The sequence below is a fragment of the Pseudomonas chlororaphis genome, assembly GCF_001921865.1.
Lineage (GTDB): Bacteria > Pseudomonadota > Gammaproteobacteria > Pseudomonadales > Pseudomonadaceae > Aquipseudomonas > Aquipseudomonas chlororaphis_D.
Map to the genome: position 1 here is coordinate 572,166 of NZ_MSCT01000008.1, position 19,042 is coordinate 591,207.

A 19,042-nucleotide genomic window follows, 5' to 3' on the forward strand; every position below is an offset into this window, starting at 1 on the left:
CTCTGTTAAAATGCGCCGCCTTATCCGTCTGTAGGCTGCACTGTGCCATTTACCTGGGTTGACTGGGCGATCGTTGCAATCATCGCCATCTCCGCTTTGATCAGTTTGAGTCGCGGCTTCGTCAAAGAAGCGCTGTCGCTGCTTACCTGGATCGTCGCAGGAGTCGTCGCCTGGATGTTTGGCGGCTCCTTGTCCGAATACCTCAGCGGATATATCGAAACTCCCTCGGCTCGCGTGATTGCGGGCTGTGCCATCATGTTTGTCGCCACCTTGCTGGTAGGCGCAATGATCAACTTTCTCATCGGCGAATTGATTCGCGTGACCGGCCTTTCCGGAACCGATCGATTCCTGGGCATGGCCTTTGGCGCGGCGCGTGGCGCGTTGCTGGTGGTCGTGGCAGTCGGGCTATTGAGCCTGGGGCCGGTGCAACAGGATTCCTGGTGGCAGCAGTCGCGGCTGGTGCCACAATTTCTATTGGTTGCAGACTGGTCAAAAAACCTCATATTGGGGTGGAGCAGTCAGTGGCTGGCCAGCGGTATCAGCGTACCCGCTGAAATACCGTTCAAGGAACAACTCTTACCGGCCAAAACGCCTCAGTAAGATGTGTTCAGTTCAGTTTCATTAAGTAGGGGTTGCGTCGCATGTGTGGCATCGTCGGTATCGTCGGTAAGTCGAACGTCAATCAGGCGCTGTATGACGCGCTAACCGTCCTCCAGCACCGCGGCCAGGACGCTGCCGGTATCGTGACCAGCCATGATGGCCGGTTATTCCTGCGCAAGGACAATGGCCTGGTGCGTGATGTTTTTCATCAGCGGCACATGCAGCGCCTGGTCGGTCACATGGGTATTGGCCATGTGCGTTATCCGACTGCAGGCAGCTCGACTTCGGCCGAAGCTCAACCGTTTTACGTCAACTCGCCTTACGGCATCACTCTGGCGCACAACGGTAACCTGACCAATGTTGAACAGCTGGCCAAGGAGATCTACGAATCTGACCTGCGCCACGTCAACACGAATTCCGACTCGGAAGTCTTGCTCAACGTCTTCGCTCATGAACTGGCCCAGCGCGGCAAGTTGCAACCGACCGAAGAAGACGTGTTCGCCGCCGTGACCGATGTGCACAACCGGTGTGTTGGCGGTTACGCGGTGGTGGCGATGATCACCGGTTACGGCATCGTCGGTTTCCGCGACCCCCATGGCATTCGCCCGATCGTTTTCGGCCAGCGTCACACCGACGAAGGTGTCGAGTACATGATCGCCTCCGAGAGCGTTTCCCTGGATGTGCTGGGTTTCACCTTGATTCGTGACCTGGCGCCGGGCGAAGCGGTCTACATCACCGAAGATGGCAAGCTACACACCCGCCAGTGCGCGACCAGTCCAAAGCTGACTCCGTGCATCTTCGAGCACGTCTACCTGGCGCGTCCGGATTCGATCATCGATGGCGTGTCGGTGTACAAGGCTCGCCTGCGCATGGGTGAGAAACTGGCTGAAAAGATCCTGCGCGAGCGTCCGGATCACGATATCGACGTGGTCATCCCGATTCCGGATACCAGCCGTACCGCGGCGTTGGAGCTGGCGAACCACCTGGGCGTCAAGTTCCGCGAAGGCTTTGTGAAGAACCGCTATATCGGCCGCACCTTCATCATGCCGGGCCAGGCCGCGCGGAAAAAATCCGTGCGCCAGAAGCTCAATGCCATCGAGCTTGAGTTCCGCGGCAAGAACGTGATGCTGGTGGATGACTCGATCGTTCGCGGTACCACCTGCAAGCAGATCATTCAGATGGCCCGCGAAGCCGGCGCGAAGAATGTCTACTTCTGCTCCGCGGCTCCGGCGGTGCGCTTCCCGAACGTGTATGGCATCGACATGCCGAGTGCCCACGAGCTGATCGCTCACAATCGTTCGACCCAGGATGTAGCCGACCTGATCGGCGCCGACTGGCTGATCTATCAGGATCTGCCTGATCTGATCGAGGCGGTCGGTGGCGGCAAAATCAAGATCGAGAGCTTCGATTGCGCGGTGTTCGATGGCAAGTACGTCACCGGCGACGTCGACGAGGCTTACCTGGACAAGATCGAAAACGCCCGTAACGATGCCTCCAAGGCCAAGACCCAGGCGGTCAGTGCGATCATCGATCTGTACAACAACTGATTTAGAGCATTAGAAGACATAGGAGTAGGCGGCATGAGTCAGGATTGGGATGCCGGTCGGCTGGACAGCGACCTTGATGGCGTAGCTTTCGATACCCTGGCCGTGCGCGCCGGCCAACACCGTACCCCGGAAGGGGAGCACGGTGATCCGATGTTCTTCACGTCCAGCTATGTGTTCCGTACGGCCGCCGATGCGGCTGCGCGGTTTGCTGGCGAAGTGCCGGGTAATGTCTATTCCCGCTATACCAACCCCACTGTGCGTGCTTTCGAGGAGCGCATTGCCGCTCTGGAAGGTGCAGAGCAAGCGGTGGCGACGGCCACCGGCATGGCGGCCATTCTCTCGGTGGTCATGAGCCTATGCAGTGCGGGTGATCACGTACTGGTGTCGCGCAGTGTGTTTGGCTCGACCATCAGCCTGTTCGAAAAGTATTTCAAGCGCTTCGGTATCGAGGTCGATTACGTACCCCTGGCGGACTTGTCCGGCTGGGGCGCGGCAATCAAGGCCAATACCCGGCTGCTGTTCGTCGAGTCACCGTCCAACCCGCTCGCCGAGCTGGTGGATATCGCCGCGTTGTCCGAAGTGGCTCACGCCAAGGGCGCGATGCTGGTGGTCGACAACTGTTTCTGTACGCCAGCGTTGCAGCAGCCGCTGATGCTGGGGGCGGATGTGGTGGTGCACTCGGCGACCAAGTTCATCGATGGCCAGGGGCGTTGCATGGGCGGTGTAGTCGCCGGTCGCAGCGAGCAGATGAAAGAAGTAGTGGGTTTCCTGCGTACCGCCGGGCCGACCCTGAGCCCCTTCAATGCCTGGATCTTCCTCAAGGGGCTTGAGACCCTCAACCTGCGTATGCGCGCCCATTGTGCCAATGCCCAGGCCCTGGCCGAATGGCTGGAGCAGCAGGACGGTATTGAGAAGGTGCATTACGCCGGCCTGCCGAGCCATCCGCAGTACGAGCTGGCCAAGCGTCAGCAGCGCGGTTTCGGTGCGGTGGTGAGCTTCGAGGTCAAGGGCGGCAAGGACGGAGCCTGGCGTTTTATTGATGCCACGCGTCTGATCTCCATCACCGCCAACCTGGGCGACAGCAAAACCACCATCACTCATCCAAGCACCACCTCTCATGGTCGCCTGGCGCCTCAAGAGCGTGAGGCGGCGGGTATTCGCGACAGTCTGATCCGCATCGCTGTCGGTCTCGAGGATGTCGTGGATCTGCAAGCCGACCTGGCGCGTGGGTTGGCGGCCTTGTGATCGAGTTGTCCGAACAGCAGAGCATTGCCAATGGCCGTGTCGCACTGGTAACCGGTGCGGCGCGCGGCATCGGCCTGGGTATTGCGGCCTGGCTGATCAGCGAAGGCTGGCAGGTGGTGTTGACCGACCTGGATCGTGAGCGCGGTTCGCAGGTGGTCAAGGTCCTGGGTGAAAGTGCCTGGTTCATTGCTATGGACGTGGCGGACGAAGCTCAGGTTGCTCGAGGTGTTGCCGAGGTGCTGGGGCAGTTCGGGCGGCTCGATGCGTTGGTGTGCAACGCCGCGGTCGCCGATCCGCGCAATATCATGTTGGAAAGTCTCGAACTCGCTTATTGGAATCGCGTATTAGCGGTAAACCTCAGCGGTCCGATGCTCCTGGCCAAGCACTGTGCGCCGTATCTGCGTGCTCACGGCGGGGCTATCGTCAACCTGGCGTCTACCCGCGCCAGGCAGTCGGAGCCGGATACCGAAGCCTATGCGGCGAGCAAGGGCGGCCTGCTGGCCTTGACTCATGCGTTGGCCATGAGTCTGGGGCCTGAGATTCGGGTCAATGCGGTCAGTCCTGGCTGGATTGATGCTCGGGACCCGGCGGCCCGCCGTGCCGAGCCCCTGAGCGACGCTGATCATGCCCAGCATCCGGCGGGCAGGGTGGGGACGGTCGAGGATGTGGCGGCGATGGTGGCGTGGCTGCTGTCGAAGAATTCCGGTTTTGTCACTGGCCAGGAATTCGTGGTCGACGGTGGCATGAGCAAGAAAATGATTTATTGCGATTGATGAAGTGCAGAGGGCGCCGGTGTTGCGACTCTGTTTCACAGGCTTTGTCGCGATTTTGTCTTTTTTAGAAAAACTTCAAGCAGGGTATTGACTTAGCATCGGTATCTGCGTAAATTTCGCGGCCTCAACGAAGCAAAGGGTGATTAGCTCAGCCGGGAGAGCATCTGCCTTACAAGCAGAGGGTCGGCGGTTCGATCCCGTCATCACCCACCACTTCTTGAGTGTCTTTTGAAAGAAAGACGGAGGCTTCCCAGGAAGCGTCCAACCGACGCGCAGCGGTAGTTCAGTCGGTTAGAATACCGGCCTGTCACGCCGGGGGTCGCGGGTTCGAGTCCCGTCCGCTGCGCCATATTTTCCAGATCAGGTCTGCCTGTTCTGAGATTGCAAAGCCTCGAAGCTTTCAGTCAGACGATTTAAACGATTCACATGGACGCAAGTCCAAGCGATACGCAGCGGTAGTTCAGTCGGTTAGAATACCGGCCTGTCACGCCGGGGGTCGCGGGTTCGAGTCCCGTCCGCTGCGCCATATCTACTTGAAGGAATACTGAACGCCTTCAAGTGCCGAAGAAGCCACTGGTTTTTCGGATCGATAGCAAAGACCCTGGTCGAAAGACCGGGGTTTTTTGTTTCTGCAATCCGGGTTTGTCGATGATTTTCGGAGTGGTGGATTTCCGCTCTGCCAAACCCAATAAAAAACCGCCTGGCTGGCGGTTTTTTATTGGGAAAGTGGTGGGGGGTATCAGAATCCCAACTTGTCCCGCAGGCTGTAATACCAGGCGCCCATGGCAGTGAATGGGGTGCGCAGCAACTGGCCGCCAGGGAAGGGGTAGTGTGGCAGTTCGGCAAAGGCGTCAAAACGCTCTGCCTGGCCGCGCAGGGCCTCTGCGAGGACCTTGCCCGCCAAATGGGTGTAGGTGACGCCATGGCCGCTACAGCCCTGGGAATAGTAAATATTGTCGCCCAGGCGTCCGACCTGCGGCAGGCGTGACAGTGTCAGCAGAAAGTTGCCGGTCCAGGCGTAATCGATCTTCACGTCTTTGAGCTGCGGAAAAGCCTTGAGCATCTTCGGTCGGATGATCGCCTCGATGTTTGCCGGGTCGCGAGCGCCGTACACCACGCCGCCACCGAAGATCAGGCGCTTGTCGGCGGAAAGGCGGTAGTAATCCAGCAGGTAGTTGCAGTCCTCTACGCAGTAGTCCTGAGGCAGCAGGCTTTTCGCCAGCTCCTCGCTGAGGGGCTCGGTGGTGATGACCTGGGTGCCGCACGGCATCGATTTGGCGGCCAGTTCGGGTACCAGATTGCCCAGGTAGGCGTTGCCGGCGACTATGACGAATTTGGCTCTGATTTTGCCTTGCGGGGTATGTATCACCGGATTGGCGCCACGCTCGATACGCACTGCCGGGGACTGCTCGTAGATGACACCGCCCAGAGACTCCACGGCTGCTGCTTCACCCAGGGCTAGGTTGAGGGGGTGGATGTGCCCGCCGCTCATGTCGAGCATACCGCCCTGGTACTGGTCACAGGCGACGATTTCGCGAATAGCGCGCTGATCCAGCAATTCCAGCTGGGTGTGGCCATAACGCTCCCACAGGCGCTTTTGCGACTCTAGGTGGCCCATCTGTTTGCTGGTGATGGCCGCGAATACGCCCCCGTCTTTCAAGTCGCACTGGATTTGATACTTGGCAACCCGCTCGCGAATGATCCGACCGCCTTCGAAGGCCATCTGGCCAAGCAGTTGAGCTTGTTTGGGGCCGACACTGCGCTCGATCACATCAATATCGCGACTGTAGCTGTTAACGATTTGCCCGCCATTGCGTCCTGATGCTCCGAAGCCAACCTTGGCAGCCTCCAGAACGGTGACTCGGAAACCGTTCTCCAGAAGGAACAGGGCGCTGGAGAGGCCGGTGTAGCCGGCGCCAATCACGCAGACATCGGTTTCCACATCATCTTGCAGCAAGGGGCGGGCTGGGGCAGCGTTGGCCGATGCAGCGTAATACGATTGTGGGTAAGAAGTGTTCGCCATCCTGCAGCCTCTGTTTAATATTCTTGACGATTGCGCCGATCCTACCTGAGTTGAAAAACGCCTACCAGTGATCGAAAAATCTTCTTGTCTGGCCCGAAAATAAAAAATTCGCATATTCAGAGGGTTAGCTGCAAAAAAGGTGTTGACACCCCTCCGGAATTCCGTAGAATGCCGCCTCACAGCAGGCACGTAGCTCAGTTGGTTAGAGCACCACCTTGACATGGTGGGGGTCGTTGGTTCGAGTCCAATCGCGCCTACCAAACAAAATCCGCTCTGCTGGGCGGTCTAGAAGGGCTCACCGAAAGGTGGGCCCTTTTTTGTTGTCTGCGGTTTGCAAAGCTCATACCTCAGGGCGCCAATTCGGCGCGCACCTCAACGTACTCGATCGTCTTGTCGCCGTACCCCTCCTAATAGTGCTTAATCATCTTCTTACTCTGCATGGCTAGCCTTTTGGCGAAGACGAAGAACTCTGCCTCTACTGGCTGATTTTTAGAGCTGCTGCAGCTTATTGAGTGACTGTGCAGGATGGATGTCGTTCAGGGATCGAGGCGGACATTGGCGAAGCCCCCTCAGCTGGGCGAGGCATTTGCCGATTGTATCGGTGGCGATTTTTTGGGGTGTTGAAGTCGATGGTGATACCGAATCGGTTCTGTGTGATGAGGGGGTGTGGCCGTAGAGAATGATCGTCTTGTGCTCATCATTTCCGACGTGCCAGAGCGCGTACACATGGGTGTGAGCCAGCACACTTCCTTCCTTGCTGAGTAGAGACCCGTCGACGTCGAGGTGCTCCTCAGGACGGTACCGCAGAGGCCGAACTGCTCGGTCGCGTGCTTGGCCAGATACAAGCCGGTGAATCCAGCAAGAACGGTGTATTCCTTGGTGAGCTTGGGGTCCGTCTTTTCGACTTCCTTCCTGGAGTGGGAGGTTTTTCGAGGACATAGCTGTCTCCCGCTGCGCGTAAACGCAGCCGGGGTGGCGTGGAAGGGGGGGAGGGGTTAAGAGTTGATAAATACTCTTATTCGCATTTATGATATGTTATTACATGTCAAATATTCGAAAGGAGCCTCACCCATGAAAGTGCTTTCATCACTCAAAGAAGCAAAGAACCGTCATCGTGACTGCCAGATTGTGAAGCGTCGTGGGCGGATCTATGTGATCTGCAAATCCAATCCGCGCTTCAAGGCTCGGCAGGGCAGTGCGAAAAACAAGAACAAAGGCAAAGGCTGATCAGCTCCTCTCTAAGGCCTGTTGCTGAACTCGGTAGCGCAGGACCTGGAGCACTCGACCGCCGTAACTTGGTTCTGAGTACTGCTCAATCAGACGCCCTGAAGAAGCTGCGGCGTTCAACCAGGTTGCAGGCCTCAAGAAGGTTGTGGATGCCGATGTCTTCAGTTCCTGGTCCTCTAAGGATTTGGCTGGGGAGGTGCTGGACCCCTAAGGTGCCGGCGGCGTATTGCTTGAGCAGATCCATGGCTATCCTCTCGGCGGCTTGGATGAGGCACGTCTGGCCGACAAGGTCTTCGGCATGGGCGCGCGCCTCGCTTTGGCTGCCGAGGACTGCTTTTCAAGGCTCCGTTCATGGTCGCCTCCCCGGTGACAGGGCATCGGCTTTCAGGCTGCCACGCCACATAGGTAAATGACTAAGCATATCGTTGGCATCATGGCGGGTGCTCGCCTGAAACAAGTGTCCGCACTCTCAAGGCTGTGCGAGCATCTGATCACGAACTTACGGCAAGGATGCTGAACAATGCTCGATGCTCTGGAAGGCACGCCGCTCTGGGTTTACGGCGTATTTCTCTTAGTCTACTTCTACGGTTTAAGCGCTCGAAAAAAACACTCGAGAAAGCCAACGAACCCTAATCATCACGCCGGTTATTCTGGTGATATGGTCATTCTTTTCTCTCAGCTATACAGATAGCGTTGAGCTGATTGTGGGCAGTTGGCTGACGAGAATAGTTTTGGGTGTCCTGTCCGCACTGGTGTTGTTTCCTCGACGCGGACTTGCCTTGGATGAGGAAAGCCAGCATCTGGTCGTTCCCGGTACCTGGAAAGTCCTTGGTATCTCGCTTCTCTTTTTTGCCGTGAAATACTTCATCGGTTATCAAGCAGCTGTGCATCCAGAGGATTCAGCCGATGTGGAAATGCTTATCCTGGCTGGTGCCGCGTCAGGGTTTGCCGTCGGTTTATTCTGCGGGCGTACCGGTACTTTCTACCGGGAATGGCTTTCACTTCGAGATGTCAAAGAACGTAAGCATACGGTCTGATCTTGCTCGTTTGACTCTCTAGGACGGTTGATTTCCCCTCTGGTCCTGTCGCCAGGGGCTGTCAGTGAAATCGTCATGTGATCTGCCGGAGAATTACCCTGCTGAATCATGGATATTCATGGGCACCTTAGTCGGCTTCAAGCGCTGCAATGGTTTCATCGACGCTACCAAAACACTTCGTTGCTTACTTCAAGTACTGAGTTGCTCATGTCATGCGCTTCGGTTCCGATTGTTATCCCAAAGCCCGATTACTTGAACAGGCTTCAGTGAGGTTTCGTATTACTGCCTCGTTACGCTTATCTGGGGCATTCGCCAGTTCGGCGTCCCTCGTCTGTGGCAGGCTCTTCCTACGTTTCTTTCCTATGCCCAATTCACTCCATGAGTAGGCACGAAATCGCTGGATTTAGGAAAAAATATCAACACTTTAGGATTTTTCTTAAATCCTAGATTTGTTCCGCCTGATAAAACCTCCTTCTGAAATTCATGAGGGAGCGCAGCGTGCGTAGATTGGTATGTTGGGGGTTGCTGTGTTCGCAGTTGTTTACATTCGTGTATGCCGCGCCTGGCAGCAATTATTTCGATATCCCGGATTGGTCGGGTGACCAGGAGTCTTGCCCGGTGCCGCGCGACATCAATAGCAAGGTGGGGGTTTTTACTGCGCCTGCCAAAAACGAAGGCGCTGAATGGGTGGGGGTGTTGCTGGACGGTGCCATGGAAACCATCACACATTTTGAAAAAAGCTATTTTGTGTTAACTCGAGAAGGCGTTGATAAGGTTGGTTTTATAAATAACTGCATATATCAGACCTCTGGCGGCAGGTATTTGAATATGCGTCTTGACCTTGGCGCCAATTACAAGCAGGTCATGTGGATTGGGAATTCGTTGTCATGGAAAACGTCTAGGGATTTTTCCTCGTCAACGATTTTGGAATGCACTGATACTTATCGAGATGCATGCAGTTTTTATCTGAGATGAATAGCTGTGTTGTATCGAGGATTTTGTCGTTCGTTGAGTCAGCGAATTGCTCAATTTTTTCAGCAAAACCATCATTTCTGGTGTCTATGTGTTTCACGAGGTTTTCAAGTCAACTTCGGGTTTTATGCGTACACGATTATTGCGGTGTAGGTAGAGCATGATCAAACAGGGAGCGGGTATGAAAAACAGAGCAACAGTCATTTGTGCGCAAGGAGGGCAAATTCTTTTTGTTCGCAAGGCTCGCTCCAAATGGGTTTTACCGGGCGGTAAAGTCGAACCGGGTGAGTCTCTCGCTGCTGCTGCGATACGTGAGTTGCGCGAAGAAACGGGGCTGGATGCCAATGAAGTCCTTTACCTCCTGGAGTTTGAGGCCGGCAATGTGCGGCATCATGTGTTTGAGGTTTCTGTGGTTGATGCCGAAAGCGCCCGGCCGAGGAATGAGATCGCGGCGATCGGTTGGTATGCCTACGGTACTGCCAGAGATATGGACACAACGGTAGCGACCAAGAGCATTGTGGGTTCGTTTTTACGCCGACTGTAACCGAGGTTGCTGTAGAAGTTAATGGATGAAAAGCCCACCTTGTGCGGGCTTTTGGTTCTTTGGTCGTGAACGAGGTGGCCGATAGGTCATTTGTTCCCGGTGAGGGCTTACCGGATGTGGTTCGGGTGGTACAGTCGCGTTTTCACGGCGAGGTAGCATGATGCGGGTGTTGATGGCGTTAATGGTTACGGCTTTGCTGGCAGGCTGTGCCGGCTCGGCGATGAATGATGCGCGCTCGAAGAGCCCCAACAAGGTGCTCTTGTCCGCCAAGGCGGAGCAGGTCGTGGCGCAGTGTGTGCAGTTTGCCTGGCAGGATGAGGCGGTGTTCGGTGTAGATGCTGCGGCTTATCTGGAGTCTGTGAATCTGGGTGGCTATACGGTCTACACCCGTTCGGCGGAGTCCTTTGCTGACATTCGGGGGCAGGCTTCGGGAACCGTTGTCAATTATTACGCAATCCAAGATAACTGGATTGCCAAACGTAGGCTGGCAGCGTTGGCAACCTGTCTGTAATTTTTAGCTGCGTGTTATTCACAGTAAGATATTCATAAACCCGGTATTACCGGGTTTATGGTTTTCAGGTTTTTTTCTAAAGAGTTAGTTTCGGGTATATAGAGTTTGGTTCGTTATTTTCTTGTGTAAGATATTTGCCTCTGATCTTGTAAGTTTGTACTGCAATTTTCTGGCTGCCCGCGGCAGTTGTTGGGGTGTGACAATTTGCTCGTCGTTTTCCGTGTCAGGGCGGTAGACAAAGCATTGATTTGAACTAGTTTGAAAGCTCTCCTGAAGGAGGTTTTATTTAATCAATGGAGTGAAAATCATGAACAAACCATTAGTTCACCCCAAACACGGTCGTGTTGTCTCCCCATCCAGTCGTGGTGCTGTTGCTGTCGAGCTTGGGGTTCTGGGGACCTGGCAAGTCAATGAGATGGAGGGCGGCAAGAACTTCCCGTCCCTGGTTGCCGGGCCATTTCCGAAACCCTATGAAAGCGACGTCGCAAGCGTCGTACCGCCAGCGGATGGACACATCCTGAGCGGCGGCAAGACCGATGAACGTGATTGCCTCAACTTCACCAACGAGGAGATGACGAAGAAGCTCGGGCGCTCGTTCTCCTGGCCGTTGCTCAATGTCGATCCGGGCCAGGTGTTCCAGGTCAAGTGGGAATACACCGCCCCCCATGTAACTCGTGGCTACAGCTGGTTTATCACTAAAGACGGCTGGGACCCGAAGCAGCGTATCAGCCGTGCGCAACTAGAGCCGCAGGCGTTCTTCAAGGACTTTTACACCCAGGTTCCCTACGACAAGCACAGCGATGAAATGAAGGCCAAGGTCGAGCATCAGGTAACCCTACCGAAAAACAAGAAAGGCCATCATGTCATTGTGCTGGCATGGATTGTCGCCAACACCGGGAACGCTTTCTATCAGGCGTTCGACGTCGACTTTAAATAACGGCAAAAGTTGTATTTCTCTTTAAATGGTTCTGAAGGATTAGAACGTGAACAAGATCAACTTTGCATCGGTAAAGACTCAGGCGAATGATTCGGCATCGTTGATGCCCTCGATCGCTGGCAAGAAGATACTCATGGGCTTCTGGCACAACTGGCCCGCCGGTGCCAGTGACGGCTACCAGCAGGGGCAGTTCGCCAACCTCGACCTGGTGGACATACCCAAGGAGTACAACGTGGTGGCGGTGGCCTTTATGAAGGGCAACGGCATTCCCACCTTCAAACCTTACAATCTGTCGGACGAGGAGTTCCGGCGCCAGGTTGGTGTGCTCAACAGCCAGGGCCGGGCGGTGCTGATCTCCCTTGGCGGCGCGGACGCGCATATCGAGTTGCACAAGGGCAATGAACAAGCGCTGGCCAACGAAATCATTCGCCTGGTGGAAACCTATGGCTTCGATGGACTGGATATCGACCTTGAACAAAGCGCTATCGACTTTGCCGACAACAAGACCGTGTTGCCGGCGGCGCTCAAGCTGGTGAAAGACCACTACGCTGGTGAGGGCAAGCATTTCATCATCAGCATGGCGCCGGAGTTTCCCTACCTCACGACCGGCGGCAAATATGTCGGTTACATTCAGGCGCTCGAGGGGTACTACGATTTCATCGCGCCGCAGTACTACAACCAGGGCGGCGACGGTTTATGGGTCCAGGAGCTCAACGACGGAAAAGGCGACTGGCTTGCCCAGAACAACGATGCCAAGAAGGAAGACTTCCTGTTTTATCTGACGCAGAGCCTGGTGACCGGCACCCGTGGTTATATCGCCATTGCGGCCGACAAGTTCGTGATCGGCTTGCCGGCCAACGTCGATGCGGCGGCCACCGGCTATGTCATTGACCCCGCGGCGGTGAGCAACGCCTTCAAGCGACTGGATCGGGCCGGGTTGATGATCAAGGGCCTGATGACTTGGTCGGTCAACTGGGATGACGGCCTCAACAAGTATGGTGTGCGTTACAACTGGGAGTTCCGCAATCGTTATGCGCCGCTTATCCATGGCGGTAGCGGCGGGGAGCGGCCTTCGGCCCCCGGCAACCTGTTTTCCCCTGCGCAGACGGAAGGAAGCGTTACCTTGAGCTGGAGTGCCGCCAGCGGCGCTCGGCCGATCGAGCTCTACACCTTGTACCGCAATGGCAAGTCGGTGGGGCAGACGGCCTCCCTGACCTTGAAGGACGAGGGGCTGACGGCTGATACGCTGTACAGCTATTTTGTCAGCGCCACGGACGCCCAGGGCAATCAGTCGCTGCCCAGCGCTAGCCTGAACGTCAAGACCGCTGGCGGGGTTCCAGACCCGCAATACCCGGAATGGCAGTTGAACCATCACTACCGCAAGGATGACGGCGTGACTTACGAGGGCAACCTGTATCTGTGTTTTCAGGAACATACTTCGAACGCCGGCTGGACACCGGATGTCGCCTTTACCCTGTGGGCCAAGGTGGCGGTCCAGCGACGCGCGTGAGCAGTGATAGAGGCAATACAAGGGCGCCCCGGGAGGGGCGCCTTTTTTGTTGGGCGACGGCAAGGCGCAGTGGCGGGTTATGGACTAATACTGACAGGCCGTTTTCTGTCATCCATCAAGGGAGAGTGAGGCGATGCTCATGCACTGGTTTCTCGCGGCCGTACATTTGTTGGCCTTTGCCGTTGCCTTTGCAGCGGTGCTCAATCGCGGTACGGCGTTGCGTCGAGTGATCACCGAAGGAGCGGGCATTCGCCGGGTGCTGCTGGCGGATAACGGCTGGGGACTGGCCGCGGCGGCATTGTTGATTACCGGGCTGCTGCGTGCCTTCGCGGGCTATGAAAAAGGTACGGACTATTATCTGCAGCAGCCGTTGTTCCACCTGAAGATGACCTTGTTCATGATCATCCTGCTGCTTGAAGTAGTCCCAATGGTGACGCTGATCAGATGGCGAATCGCCCTGGGACGTGGCACGTCGATCGACACCGGCCGCGCCACGTTGTTTGCACGTATCAGTCATCTGCAGGCGCTGCTGATTGTGCTGATGGTGGTGGCGGCCAGCGGCATGGCACGTGGGGTGGTGCTCAACCAGTTATGAAGAGGCTCGAGTCTGGGGATCGAGCGTTCTAGCAGAGTTGGCTGAAAGCCTTGCTGATGGTTGCCCGATTGGTTTTGAACTCGGCGTGTTGTACGGGAATGATGCCGAACTCGTCGCTGACAATGGCAAGCGCGCGGTGAAGGTAATCGACGTTGGCTTGGGAGCGAAAGGTGAAGATGCCGCGTTTGACTTCGTAGAGCCCTTCTGTCGAGCAAGCGGCAATGGTTCGCATTGCATTCAGGTCGTTGGTGATCAGAAGGTAAGCGAACTCTTGCATATGACCTCTCCTTGTTCATAGAGCGTCTGCCGGTGGCAAGGGGGACCTCGGCAGGCTCGCGGAGGCGGTAGGTTTGAAATTACTCCTCCTGCTCGTCGCCACGCTACTGAGTATTTATACAAAGACAGGAGAGAGCATTCTCCCGGCTGAGTCGTATCGACAGATTGCCGGGATGGAGTGCTATTGATCGGGGTTCGGCAAGCGCTGTTTGCCAAGGCTGGCGATTGCGCTGCTGCTATCTGAAGGGGGAGGTAAGGAGGGAATCAAATCAACGACGACGCTGCGCCAGCCATTGTGGTGAGACAAAGGGCTGGCCGCTCATGACGCTCAAGGTGTTTCGCGTTTGTCCGGAGCTGTGAGGCCGGCTTGGATCCGTTGATAGATTTCTTCGCGATGAACTGCGACGTCTTTCGGGGCATTGATGCCGATCCGGACTTGCTGGCCGCTAACGCCCAGAATGGTGATCGTGATGTCGTCACCGATATTTATGCTTTCACCGACTTTGCGGGTGAGTATCAGCATGATCTTCTCCTTGATTGCTTTGTAGGGCACCTGATTCAGACAGTGCAGATGTCGGTAGTGTGTATAGATTACTGCGAAGTTCCACTGTGTGGGTGCCTCTTTCTGACGCGCAGACGATGTATTAATTCCCGAGGTGCAACTATACAGAGGCGATAAATATCATTCTCCTTGTTTTGCTCTGATTTTGTGGCGTTTGTGCAGGGGATTGGGGTGCTAAAATCGCCGCCTCAGACTTTCAAGGGGTAGGTTGTGCGCACAATAGCGATGATGATGGCGGTTCTAGCGTTGGCAGGGTGCGGTGAGGGCAGGAAGGTCGAGGCCGAAAAAAAGCTGGCGCCAGTGGCCCAGGCGCAGCCGTCCCAGGCTGTCGTGAAGCCGCAATGGGATGTGCTGGTGGCCGGCACGCTGCCCCAGGCAACCAGCGATCTGGCAGGCTGGCTGATCGAGCACGGGATCATTTCCTATGTCGTCGTCGAGGATGGCAAGGATCGAGTACTGGTAGGGCCGTTCGACTCCCAGGCCGAAGCCGAAGCGAAGAAAGCCGAGTTGGTCGAGAAGCTGACCAAGGCCAAGAAGCGCAATATCGAACCGCAGGTGATCGAGCACCGCGTAGCCCCCTGAACCGTGCCGCCGGCAGTTTGGGCTGATTATCCGAATCGTTGGTACTCGATCGTCTCGAAGGGCGCGGCCCGAAGCGAAGGGACTCAGCCGCAGGCTTTCAGGTTGACCGGGCCGACGAATTCGTTGCCGCGGCCCATCACGCAGGCCACGCTCTGGTTACGCTGGCGCTCCCAGGGCTGCACTGGGTAGGTCTTGTTCCAGGCTTCGTAGAGCTGGCGATCCTGTTTCGACAGGCGCAGACCGTACTGCTTGCTCATATAGAAGTAGGTGCGGGCGATCATGCCGCGAATGGAAGGGCGGGGCATGACTTTCTTGGCTTTGAAGTCGACTTGGGTCAGGCACGAGCCGTACTGCCCCGATTGCGCCGGCAGCCAGCCGAAGCTGAAGTTGTTGCGGTCGCCATTGACCTCACCGATGCTCGGCACCAGGTTGTGCAGGTCGGCTTCGGCGCGCTGATAGATCGGGTCGTGGCGCGTGCAGTTCTTGCGTCCGCCTTGTTGCCAGCATTGCCGCTGATGGCCGATCTGCCAGGCGGGCACTATATGTTCCCACTCGATACGGGCGGCGCGGTTGGCATTTTTGCGGGGCACATAACCGCAGGCGGCGAGGTTGACCCGGTTGCCACTGTATTTGCAGCCACAGTAGAACTCGGTGGATTGCGGGGCATACAGCTTCCAGGCGACTTTCTTCGCTTCGTTGAAGGTGCGGGGCGCATCGGCATGGGCATTCAGGGCAACGAAAAACAGCAGTACAGCAAAACAGCGGACAATCATCGATTCAGTCTTCCTTCGGCACGACCCAGAAAATCTGTACGCCGCCGTCGTCGCGATAGGCGAGGGTGACGTTGTCGTTTTCGGCGATCTCTTCAAGCAGGCGTTCCCATTCGTCAATTGCTTCGTCGGGCTGGCGGAAGATCAGGGCGGCCTTGGCTTTTTGGGCGTTGGGCGAATTGATGATTTTCTGAACGCGCAGACCGAGGCGTTCGTAAGAGCTTGGCGGGGTAGTTGCTGCGGCGGGCACGGAACATTCCTTATTAAGCTGTATGCGCGTACAGTATTTTACTGTAGGAAATTTCGCAACCGCTTAAAATTCAAGAGGTTCTTCTGACAGCGGTATTCGCGGTTTACTGCAAACCGGTCGAGTTTTATCGGCGAGGTAAAGAAGAGGGGCGGCCACCAGGGGCGGAGCACTCGCTCAGGGCGAACGAGTGCGGGGTAGAGCGGTGCCCGACCAGAGCAGGTCGGGCGGATCGATCAGTACTCCCAGAACATCCGCTGCAGTTCCTTGCTGTCCTGGGTCTTGGTCAGGGCGACCATGGCCAGGATGCGGGCTTTCTGCGGGTTCAGGTCATTGGCCACGACCCAGTCGTATTTGTCGTCAGGCTGTTCCGCGTTGCGCAGTACGAAGCCGCCTGCATTGACGTGGGACGAGCGGATGATCTGCACGCCATTCTTGCGCAGCTCTTGCAGGGCTGGCACTACGCGCGAAGACACCGAGCCGTTGCCGGTACCGGCATGGATGATGGCTTTGGCGCCGGACTGAGCCAGGGCCTTGTACGCGGTGTCGCTGACGTTGCCGTAGCCATAGGCGATTTCGACGTCAGGCAGGCTCTTGATGGTCTTGATATCGAATTCCGAATCCAGGGTGTGGCGCTTGGCCGGCAGGCGGAACCAGTAGGATTTGCCTTCCACCACCATGCCCAGCGGGCCCCATGGGCTCTTGAAGGCTTCGGTCTTGATGTTGATCATTTTGCTGACGTCGCGACCTGACTGGATCTCGTCGTTCATGGTGACCAGTACGCCCTTGCCGTGGGCTTCCTTGCTGCCGGCCACTGCGACAGCGTTGTACAGGTTGAGCATGCCGTCGGCGGACATGGCGGTGCCTGGACGCATGGAACCGACTACTACGATGGGTTTGTCGGTCTTTTCCACCAGGTTGAGGAAGTACGCGGTTTCTTCCAGGGTGTCGGTGCCGTGGGTGATGACGATGCCGTCGACATCCTTGCTGTCGGCCAGTTCGGCGACACGTCGGCCCAGTTGCAGCAGGTTTTCGTTGGTGATGCTTTCAGAGGCGATCTGCATGACCTGTTCGCCGCGCACATTGGCGACCTGGCTCAGTTCGGGGATGCCCGCGATCAGTTGTTCGATGCCGACCTTGGCGGCCTGGTAAGTGGCACTGTTGGCGGCACTGGCGCCGGCGCCGGCAATGGTGCCGCCGGTAGCGAGCACGACCACGTTGGCCAGCTTCTGTTTGGTTTCGACTTCCTTGGCCTGCAATGCAGTCGGCAGAAGCAAGAGGAGGGCCAAAGCGCCCGGAACGAAGGTATTGAAAGCAGATTTCATTATTTTCTCTCTAGTAGTGAGACGGTGCGGGTGCAGGTTCATCTAGAAACACCCGCGACAGATCTGAATGCCGCGGGCGAAAGGGAAGAGCAGGTTCCGTACCAGCCGAACTGTGGCTGAAAAACTCTTTTAACTTAATGATTTATATCAATTTATTTTATTTTTAAGGTTTCGCGTGCAATCTTGCTGTCCGGTTTTCCGAACGATCGGAAGATTCGCGTTCGGTTGTCCGACAGTTCCGATTTGCACCGGGAAAACACTGAATTAAAGAGCTGGTCCTTGCGGCCGATGCCCTTCAAGGATCTTTTTCTTTCTGGAGCTCACATGTCTATGTCTGTCGGTTTTCCTGCTGCCGGGGCCATCACCATCAACGGCAAATCGCCCGCCACCCTCGAGGCCCTGAGCAAGGGCGCCGCCGATAACGCCGAGCAGGCGCTGGGGGTCGACGAAGACGGCAAGTTGCGGGTGGGTGGCGGTGCTGAGTCCGAGAAGGCCGATGCCAAGGCCGAGGGCTCGGAAGGGGATAACCAGAGCCTGGTGGTGAAGATGTTGCTCAAGCGCATGAAGGAACTGCAGGAGCAGTTGAAGGCGCAGAAAGAGCAACTGGCTGCCGCCCAGGTGGCGAGTTATCCGACCCCGGAAGCCAAGTCGACCGTCGTGATGGCGCTGCAAACGCAGATCGTCGGCACCAGCGGCGCACTGCAGGAAGTAGCGGATAGGCTGGTCAAGGAATTGAACAAGGACTCTGCGTCGGGTGGACTGGTCGATACCACCGCTTGATGACCTCATCTCCCGATTGGCCAGCAGCGGGGAGCCTGTCCAGGCGTTCCGCTGCGTTGGCGGCACACCTCGTGCCCGTTGACAAACTCCGGCAGGGTTCGCATAGTTCGGTCTACGCAAACGTTTGCGCAGGCCTTGAGCGGTTAAAGTCACTGGCAGCTCAAGTTCGCTTCAAATCCCGGTTCATTGGGAGCTGAAGGTCGTCGAGCGTACTCCGGCGCAAGCGTTGCTCACAATAATCATAAGATCGGAGTGAACCCATGAAGCTGCCATTTGCTGGACGTCTTCTCGCTGTAGCTGTTCTGGCTGCCGCATCCGCGACGCTTCCTCTCTCTTCGGCATTCGCCGAGACCCCGGAAAAACCCAAGGTCGCCCTGGTCATGAAATCCCTGGCCAACGAATTCTTCCTCACCATGGAAGACGGCGCCAAGGCGTATCAAAAAGACCATGCCGCCGATTTCGACCTGGTCTCCAACGGCATCAAGGATGAAACCGACACCGCCAACCAGATCCGGATCGTCGAGCAGATGATCGTGTCCAAGGTCAATGCGCTGGTGATTGCCCCGGCGGACTCCAAGGCCATGGTGCCGGTGATCAAGAAGGCGGTGGACGCTGGCATCACGGTGATCAACATCGACAACCAGTTGGACCCGGCAGTACTCAAGAGCAAAAACATCAACGTACCTTTTGTCGGTCCCGACAATCGCAAGGGCGCGCGCCTGGTGGGCGAGTACCTGGCCAAGCAACTGAAGGCCGGGGACGAGGTTGGCATCATCGAGGGCGTATCCACCACCACCAACGCCCAGCAGCGCACCGCGGGTTTCAAGGATGCAATGGAAGCCGCGCAGATCAAGGTGGTCTCGCTGCAGTCCGGCGATTGGGAGATCGACGCCGGCAACCGTGTCGCCGCCGCCATGCTCAGTGAATACCCGAACCTCAAGGCATTGCTGGCCGGTAACGACAGCATGGCCGTCGGCGC

22 protein-coding genes and 4 tRNA genes are annotated in these 19,042 nt (G+C 56.7%); 19 read left to right on the top strand and 7 right to left on the bottom strand.

All coding sequences use genetic code 11. From position 1 onward, the window contains the following. Window positions 1–42: 42 nt before the first annotated feature. The 7 genes from BTN82_RS09895 (at window position 43) to BTN82_RS09925 (ending at window position 4,691) form a co-directional block, all read left to right on the top strand. Entirely contained in the window at window positions 43–600 is a 558-nt protein-coding gene (locus BTN82_RS09895; protein WP_044462279.1) for a CvpA family protein, read from the top strand. A gap of 41 nt (window positions 601–641) precedes the next feature. After that, window positions 642–2,147 carry an amidophosphoribosyltransferase gene (gene purF / locus BTN82_RS09900; RefSeq protein WP_075118944.1) on the top strand — a complete coding sequence of 502 codons (1,506 nt, stop codon included), beginning with the start codon at window positions 642–644 and terminating at the stop codon, window positions 2,145–2,147. A 33-nt stretch (window positions 2,148–2,180) separates the two neighbouring features. Continuing rightward, window positions 2,181–3,392, top strand: coding sequence for an O-succinylhomoserine sulfhydrylase (locus tag BTN82_RS09905; protein WP_075118945.1), 1,212 nt, complete (start codon window positions 2,181–2,183; stop codon window positions 3,390–3,392). Window positions 3,393–3,397: 5 nt separating this feature from the next. Next, window positions 3,398–4,165 (top strand): SDR family oxidoreductase, encoded by a 768-nt coding sequence (locus BTN82_RS09910; RefSeq protein ID WP_410002797.1) that lies wholly within the window; start codon window positions 3,398–3,400, stop codon window positions 4,163–4,165. Window positions 4,166–4,302: 137 nt separating this feature from the next. Continuing rightward, window positions 4,303–4,378, top strand: a tRNA-Val gene (locus tag BTN82_RS09915). 59 nt (window positions 4,379–4,437) lie between these two features. Beyond that, window positions 4,438–4,514: transfer RNA gene (locus tag BTN82_RS09920), tRNA-Asp, on the top strand. A 100-nt stretch (window positions 4,515–4,614) separates the two neighbouring features. Next, window positions 4,615–4,691: transfer RNA gene (locus BTN82_RS09925), tRNA-Asp, on the top strand. A 213-nt stretch (window positions 4,692–4,904) separates the two neighbouring features. Here the strand turns inward: BTN82_RS09925 and BTN82_RS09930 are convergent. Next, entirely contained in the window at window positions 4,905–6,188 is a 1,284-nt protein-coding gene (locus BTN82_RS09930; protein WP_186828372.1) for an NAD(P)/FAD-dependent oxidoreductase, read from the bottom strand. A gap of 183 nt (window positions 6,189–6,371) precedes the next feature. Here BTN82_RS09930 and BTN82_RS09935 point away from each other — a divergent pair. Further along, window positions 6,372–6,448 (top strand) — tRNA-Val (locus BTN82_RS09935). 811 nt (window positions 6,449–7,259) lie between these two features. Beyond that, window positions 7,260–7,415: a type B 50S ribosomal protein L36 gene (ykgO, locus tag BTN82_RS09940; protein WP_016969318.1), complete on the top strand. Its 156-nt coding sequence runs from the start codon at window positions 7,260–7,262 to the stop codon at window positions 7,413–7,415. Window positions 7,416–7,500: 85 nt separating this feature from the next. Here ykgO and BTN82_RS31315 read toward each other — a convergent pair whose 3' ends face one another. Then, window positions 7,501–7,659, bottom strand: a complete 159-nt coding sequence (locus BTN82_RS31315; protein WP_186828378.1) for a hypothetical protein — start codon at window positions 7,657–7,659, stop codon at window positions 7,501–7,503. Window positions 7,660–8,146: 487 nt separating this feature from the next. On the opposite strand from BTN82_RS31315, the gene BTN82_RS31490 reads away from it, so the two are divergent. The 7 genes from BTN82_RS31490 (at window position 8,147) to BTN82_RS09975 (ending at window position 13,521) form a co-directional block, all read left to right on the top strand. Then, entirely contained in the window at window positions 8,147–8,452 is a 306-nt protein-coding gene (locus BTN82_RS31490) for a hypothetical protein (RefSeq protein WP_261792946.1), read from the top strand. A 498-nt stretch (window positions 8,453–8,950) separates the two neighbouring features. Next, a complete protein-coding gene (locus tag BTN82_RS09950) occupies window positions 8,951–9,427 on the top strand; it encodes a DUF3757 domain-containing protein (RefSeq protein WP_186828373.1) in 477 nt (158 codons plus the stop codon). Window positions 9,428–9,605: 178 nt separating this feature from the next. Beyond that, window positions 9,606–9,968 carry an NUDIX hydrolase gene (locus BTN82_RS09955; RefSeq protein ID WP_075118949.1) on the top strand — a complete coding sequence of 121 codons (363 nt, stop codon included), beginning with the start codon at window positions 9,606–9,608 and terminating at the stop codon, window positions 9,966–9,968. Window positions 9,969–10,128: 160 nt separating this feature from the next. Next, the gene (locus BTN82_RS09960) at window positions 10,129–10,479 is read left to right on the top strand and encodes a hypothetical protein (RefSeq protein WP_075118974.1); all 351 of its coding nucleotides are present in this window, start codon (window positions 10,129–10,131) and stop codon (window positions 10,477–10,479) included. A gap of 307 nt (window positions 10,480–10,786) precedes the next feature. Next, window positions 10,787–11,416, top strand: coding sequence for a lytic polysaccharide monooxygenase auxiliary activity family 9 protein (locus BTN82_RS09965; protein ID WP_075118950.1), 630 nt, complete (start codon window positions 10,787–10,789; stop codon window positions 11,414–11,416). Between the two features lie 103 nt (window positions 11,417–11,519). Then, a complete protein-coding gene (locus BTN82_RS09970; RefSeq protein ID WP_148169495.1) occupies window positions 11,520–12,926 on the top strand; it encodes a carbohydrate-binding protein in 1,407 nt (468 codons plus the stop codon). 133 nt (window positions 12,927–13,059) lie between these two features. After that, a complete protein-coding gene (locus tag BTN82_RS09975; RefSeq protein ID WP_075118952.1) occupies window positions 13,060–13,521 on the top strand; it encodes a DUF2214 family protein in 462 nt (153 codons plus the stop codon). 28 nt (window positions 13,522–13,549) lie between these two features. Here the strand turns inward: BTN82_RS09975 and BTN82_RS09980 are convergent, their stop codons facing one another. Both BTN82_RS09980 and csrA read right to left on the bottom strand, forming a co-directional pair. After that, window positions 13,550–13,798, bottom strand: a complete 249-nt coding sequence (locus BTN82_RS09980) for a hypothetical protein (protein WP_075118953.1) — start codon at window positions 13,796–13,798, stop codon at window positions 13,550–13,552. Between the two features lie 327 nt (window positions 13,799–14,125). Beyond that, the gene (gene csrA, locus BTN82_RS09985; RefSeq protein ID WP_007920550.1) at window positions 14,126–14,320 is read right to left on the bottom strand and encodes a carbon storage regulator CsrA; all 195 of its coding nucleotides are present in this window, start codon (window positions 14,318–14,320) and stop codon (window positions 14,126–14,128) included. 264 nt (window positions 14,321–14,584) lie between these two features. Between csrA and BTN82_RS09990 the strand changes: the two genes are divergently transcribed. Continuing rightward, on the top strand, window positions 14,585–14,941 hold the full coding sequence (locus BTN82_RS09990; RefSeq protein WP_075118954.1) for an SPOR domain-containing protein: 357 nt from the start codon (window positions 14,585–14,587) through the stop codon (window positions 14,939–14,941). A gap of 83 nt (window positions 14,942–15,024) precedes the next feature. Here the strand turns inward: BTN82_RS09990 and BTN82_RS09995 are convergent, their stop codons facing one another. The 3 genes from BTN82_RS09995 to BTN82_RS10005 form a co-directional block, all read right to left on the bottom strand. Beyond that, window positions 15,025–15,714, bottom strand: a complete 690-nt coding sequence (locus tag BTN82_RS09995; protein WP_075118955.1) for an endonuclease — start codon at window positions 15,712–15,714, stop codon at window positions 15,025–15,027. 4 nt (window positions 15,715–15,718) lie between these two features. Then, a complete protein-coding gene (locus BTN82_RS10000) occupies window positions 15,719–15,961 on the bottom strand; it encodes a DUF1654 domain-containing protein (protein WP_075118956.1) in 243 nt (80 codons plus the stop codon). Between the two features lie 233 nt (window positions 15,962–16,194). Beyond that, window positions 16,195–17,283, bottom strand: a complete 1,089-nt coding sequence (locus BTN82_RS10005) for an asparaginase (RefSeq protein ID WP_075118957.1) — start codon at window positions 17,281–17,283, stop codon at window positions 16,195–16,197. Between the two features lie 324 nt (window positions 17,284–17,607). Between BTN82_RS10005 and BTN82_RS10010 the strand changes: the two genes are divergently transcribed. Continuing rightward, window positions 17,608–18,063 carry a hypothetical protein gene (locus tag BTN82_RS10010; RefSeq protein ID WP_075118958.1) on the top strand — a complete coding sequence of 152 codons (456 nt, stop codon included), beginning with the start codon at window positions 17,608–17,610 and terminating at the stop codon, window positions 18,061–18,063. 260 nt (window positions 18,064–18,323) lie between these two features. Further along, window positions 18,324–19,042 (top strand): substrate-binding domain-containing protein (locus tag BTN82_RS10015; RefSeq protein WP_075118975.1); only part of this gene is annotated, 719 nt, incomplete at its 3' end.

Coding starts and splice junctions, on each gene's coding strand:
- BTN82_RS09965 (WP_075118950.1), top strand. CDS start 10,787: ATGAACAAACCATTAGTTCACCCCAAACACGGTCGTGTTGTCTCCCCA.
- BTN82_RS09970 (WP_148169495.1), top strand. CDS start 11,520: ATGCCCTCGATCGCTGGCAAGAAGATACTCATGGGCTTCTGGCACAAC.
- BTN82_RS09980 (WP_075118953.1), bottom strand. CDS start 13,798: ATGCAAGAGTTCGCTTACCTTCTGATCACCAACGACCTGAATGCAATG.
- csrA (WP_007920550.1), bottom strand. CDS start 14,320: ATGCTGATACTCACCCGCAAAGTCGGTGAAAGCATAAATATCGGTGAC.
- BTN82_RS10005 (WP_075118957.1), bottom strand. CDS start 17,283: ATGAAATCTGCTTTCAATACCTTCGTTCCGGGCGCTTTGGCCCTCCTC.
- BTN82_RS09905 (WP_075118945.1), top strand. CDS start 2,181: ATGAGTCAGGATTGGGATGCCGGTCGGCTGGACAGCGACCTTGATGGC.
- purF (WP_075118944.1), top strand. CDS start 642: ATGTGTGGCATCGTCGGTATCGTCGGTAAGTCGAACGTCAATCAGGCG.
- BTN82_RS09960 (WP_075118974.1), top strand. CDS start 10,129: ATGCGGGTGTTGATGGCGTTAATGGTTACGGCTTTGCTGGCAGGCTGT.
- BTN82_RS10010 (WP_075118958.1), top strand. CDS start 17,608: ATGTCTATGTCTGTCGGTTTTCCTGCTGCCGGGGCCATCACCATCAAC.
- BTN82_RS09975 (WP_075118952.1), top strand. CDS start 13,060: ATGCTCATGCACTGGTTTCTCGCGGCCGTACATTTGTTGGCCTTTGCC.
- BTN82_RS09955 (WP_075118949.1), top strand. CDS start 9,606: ATGAAAAACAGAGCAACAGTCATTTGTGCGCAAGGAGGGCAAATTCTT.
- BTN82_RS09990 (WP_075118954.1), top strand. CDS start 14,585: ATGATGATGGCGGTTCTAGCGTTGGCAGGGTGCGGTGAGGGCAGGAAG.
- ykgO (WP_016969318.1), top strand. CDS start 7,260: ATGAAAGTGCTTTCATCACTCAAAGAAGCAAAGAACCGTCATCGTGAC.
- BTN82_RS09995 (WP_075118955.1), bottom strand. CDS start 15,714: ATGATTGTCCGCTGTTTTGCTGTACTGCTGTTTTTCGTTGCCCTGAAT.
- BTN82_RS31315 (WP_186828378.1), bottom strand. CDS start 7,659: ATGGATCTGCTCAAGCAATACGCCGCCGGCACCTTAGGGGTCCAGCAC.
- BTN82_RS09930 (WP_186828372.1), bottom strand. CDS start 6,188: ATGGCGAACACTTCTTACCCACAATCGTATTACGCTGCATCGGCCAAC.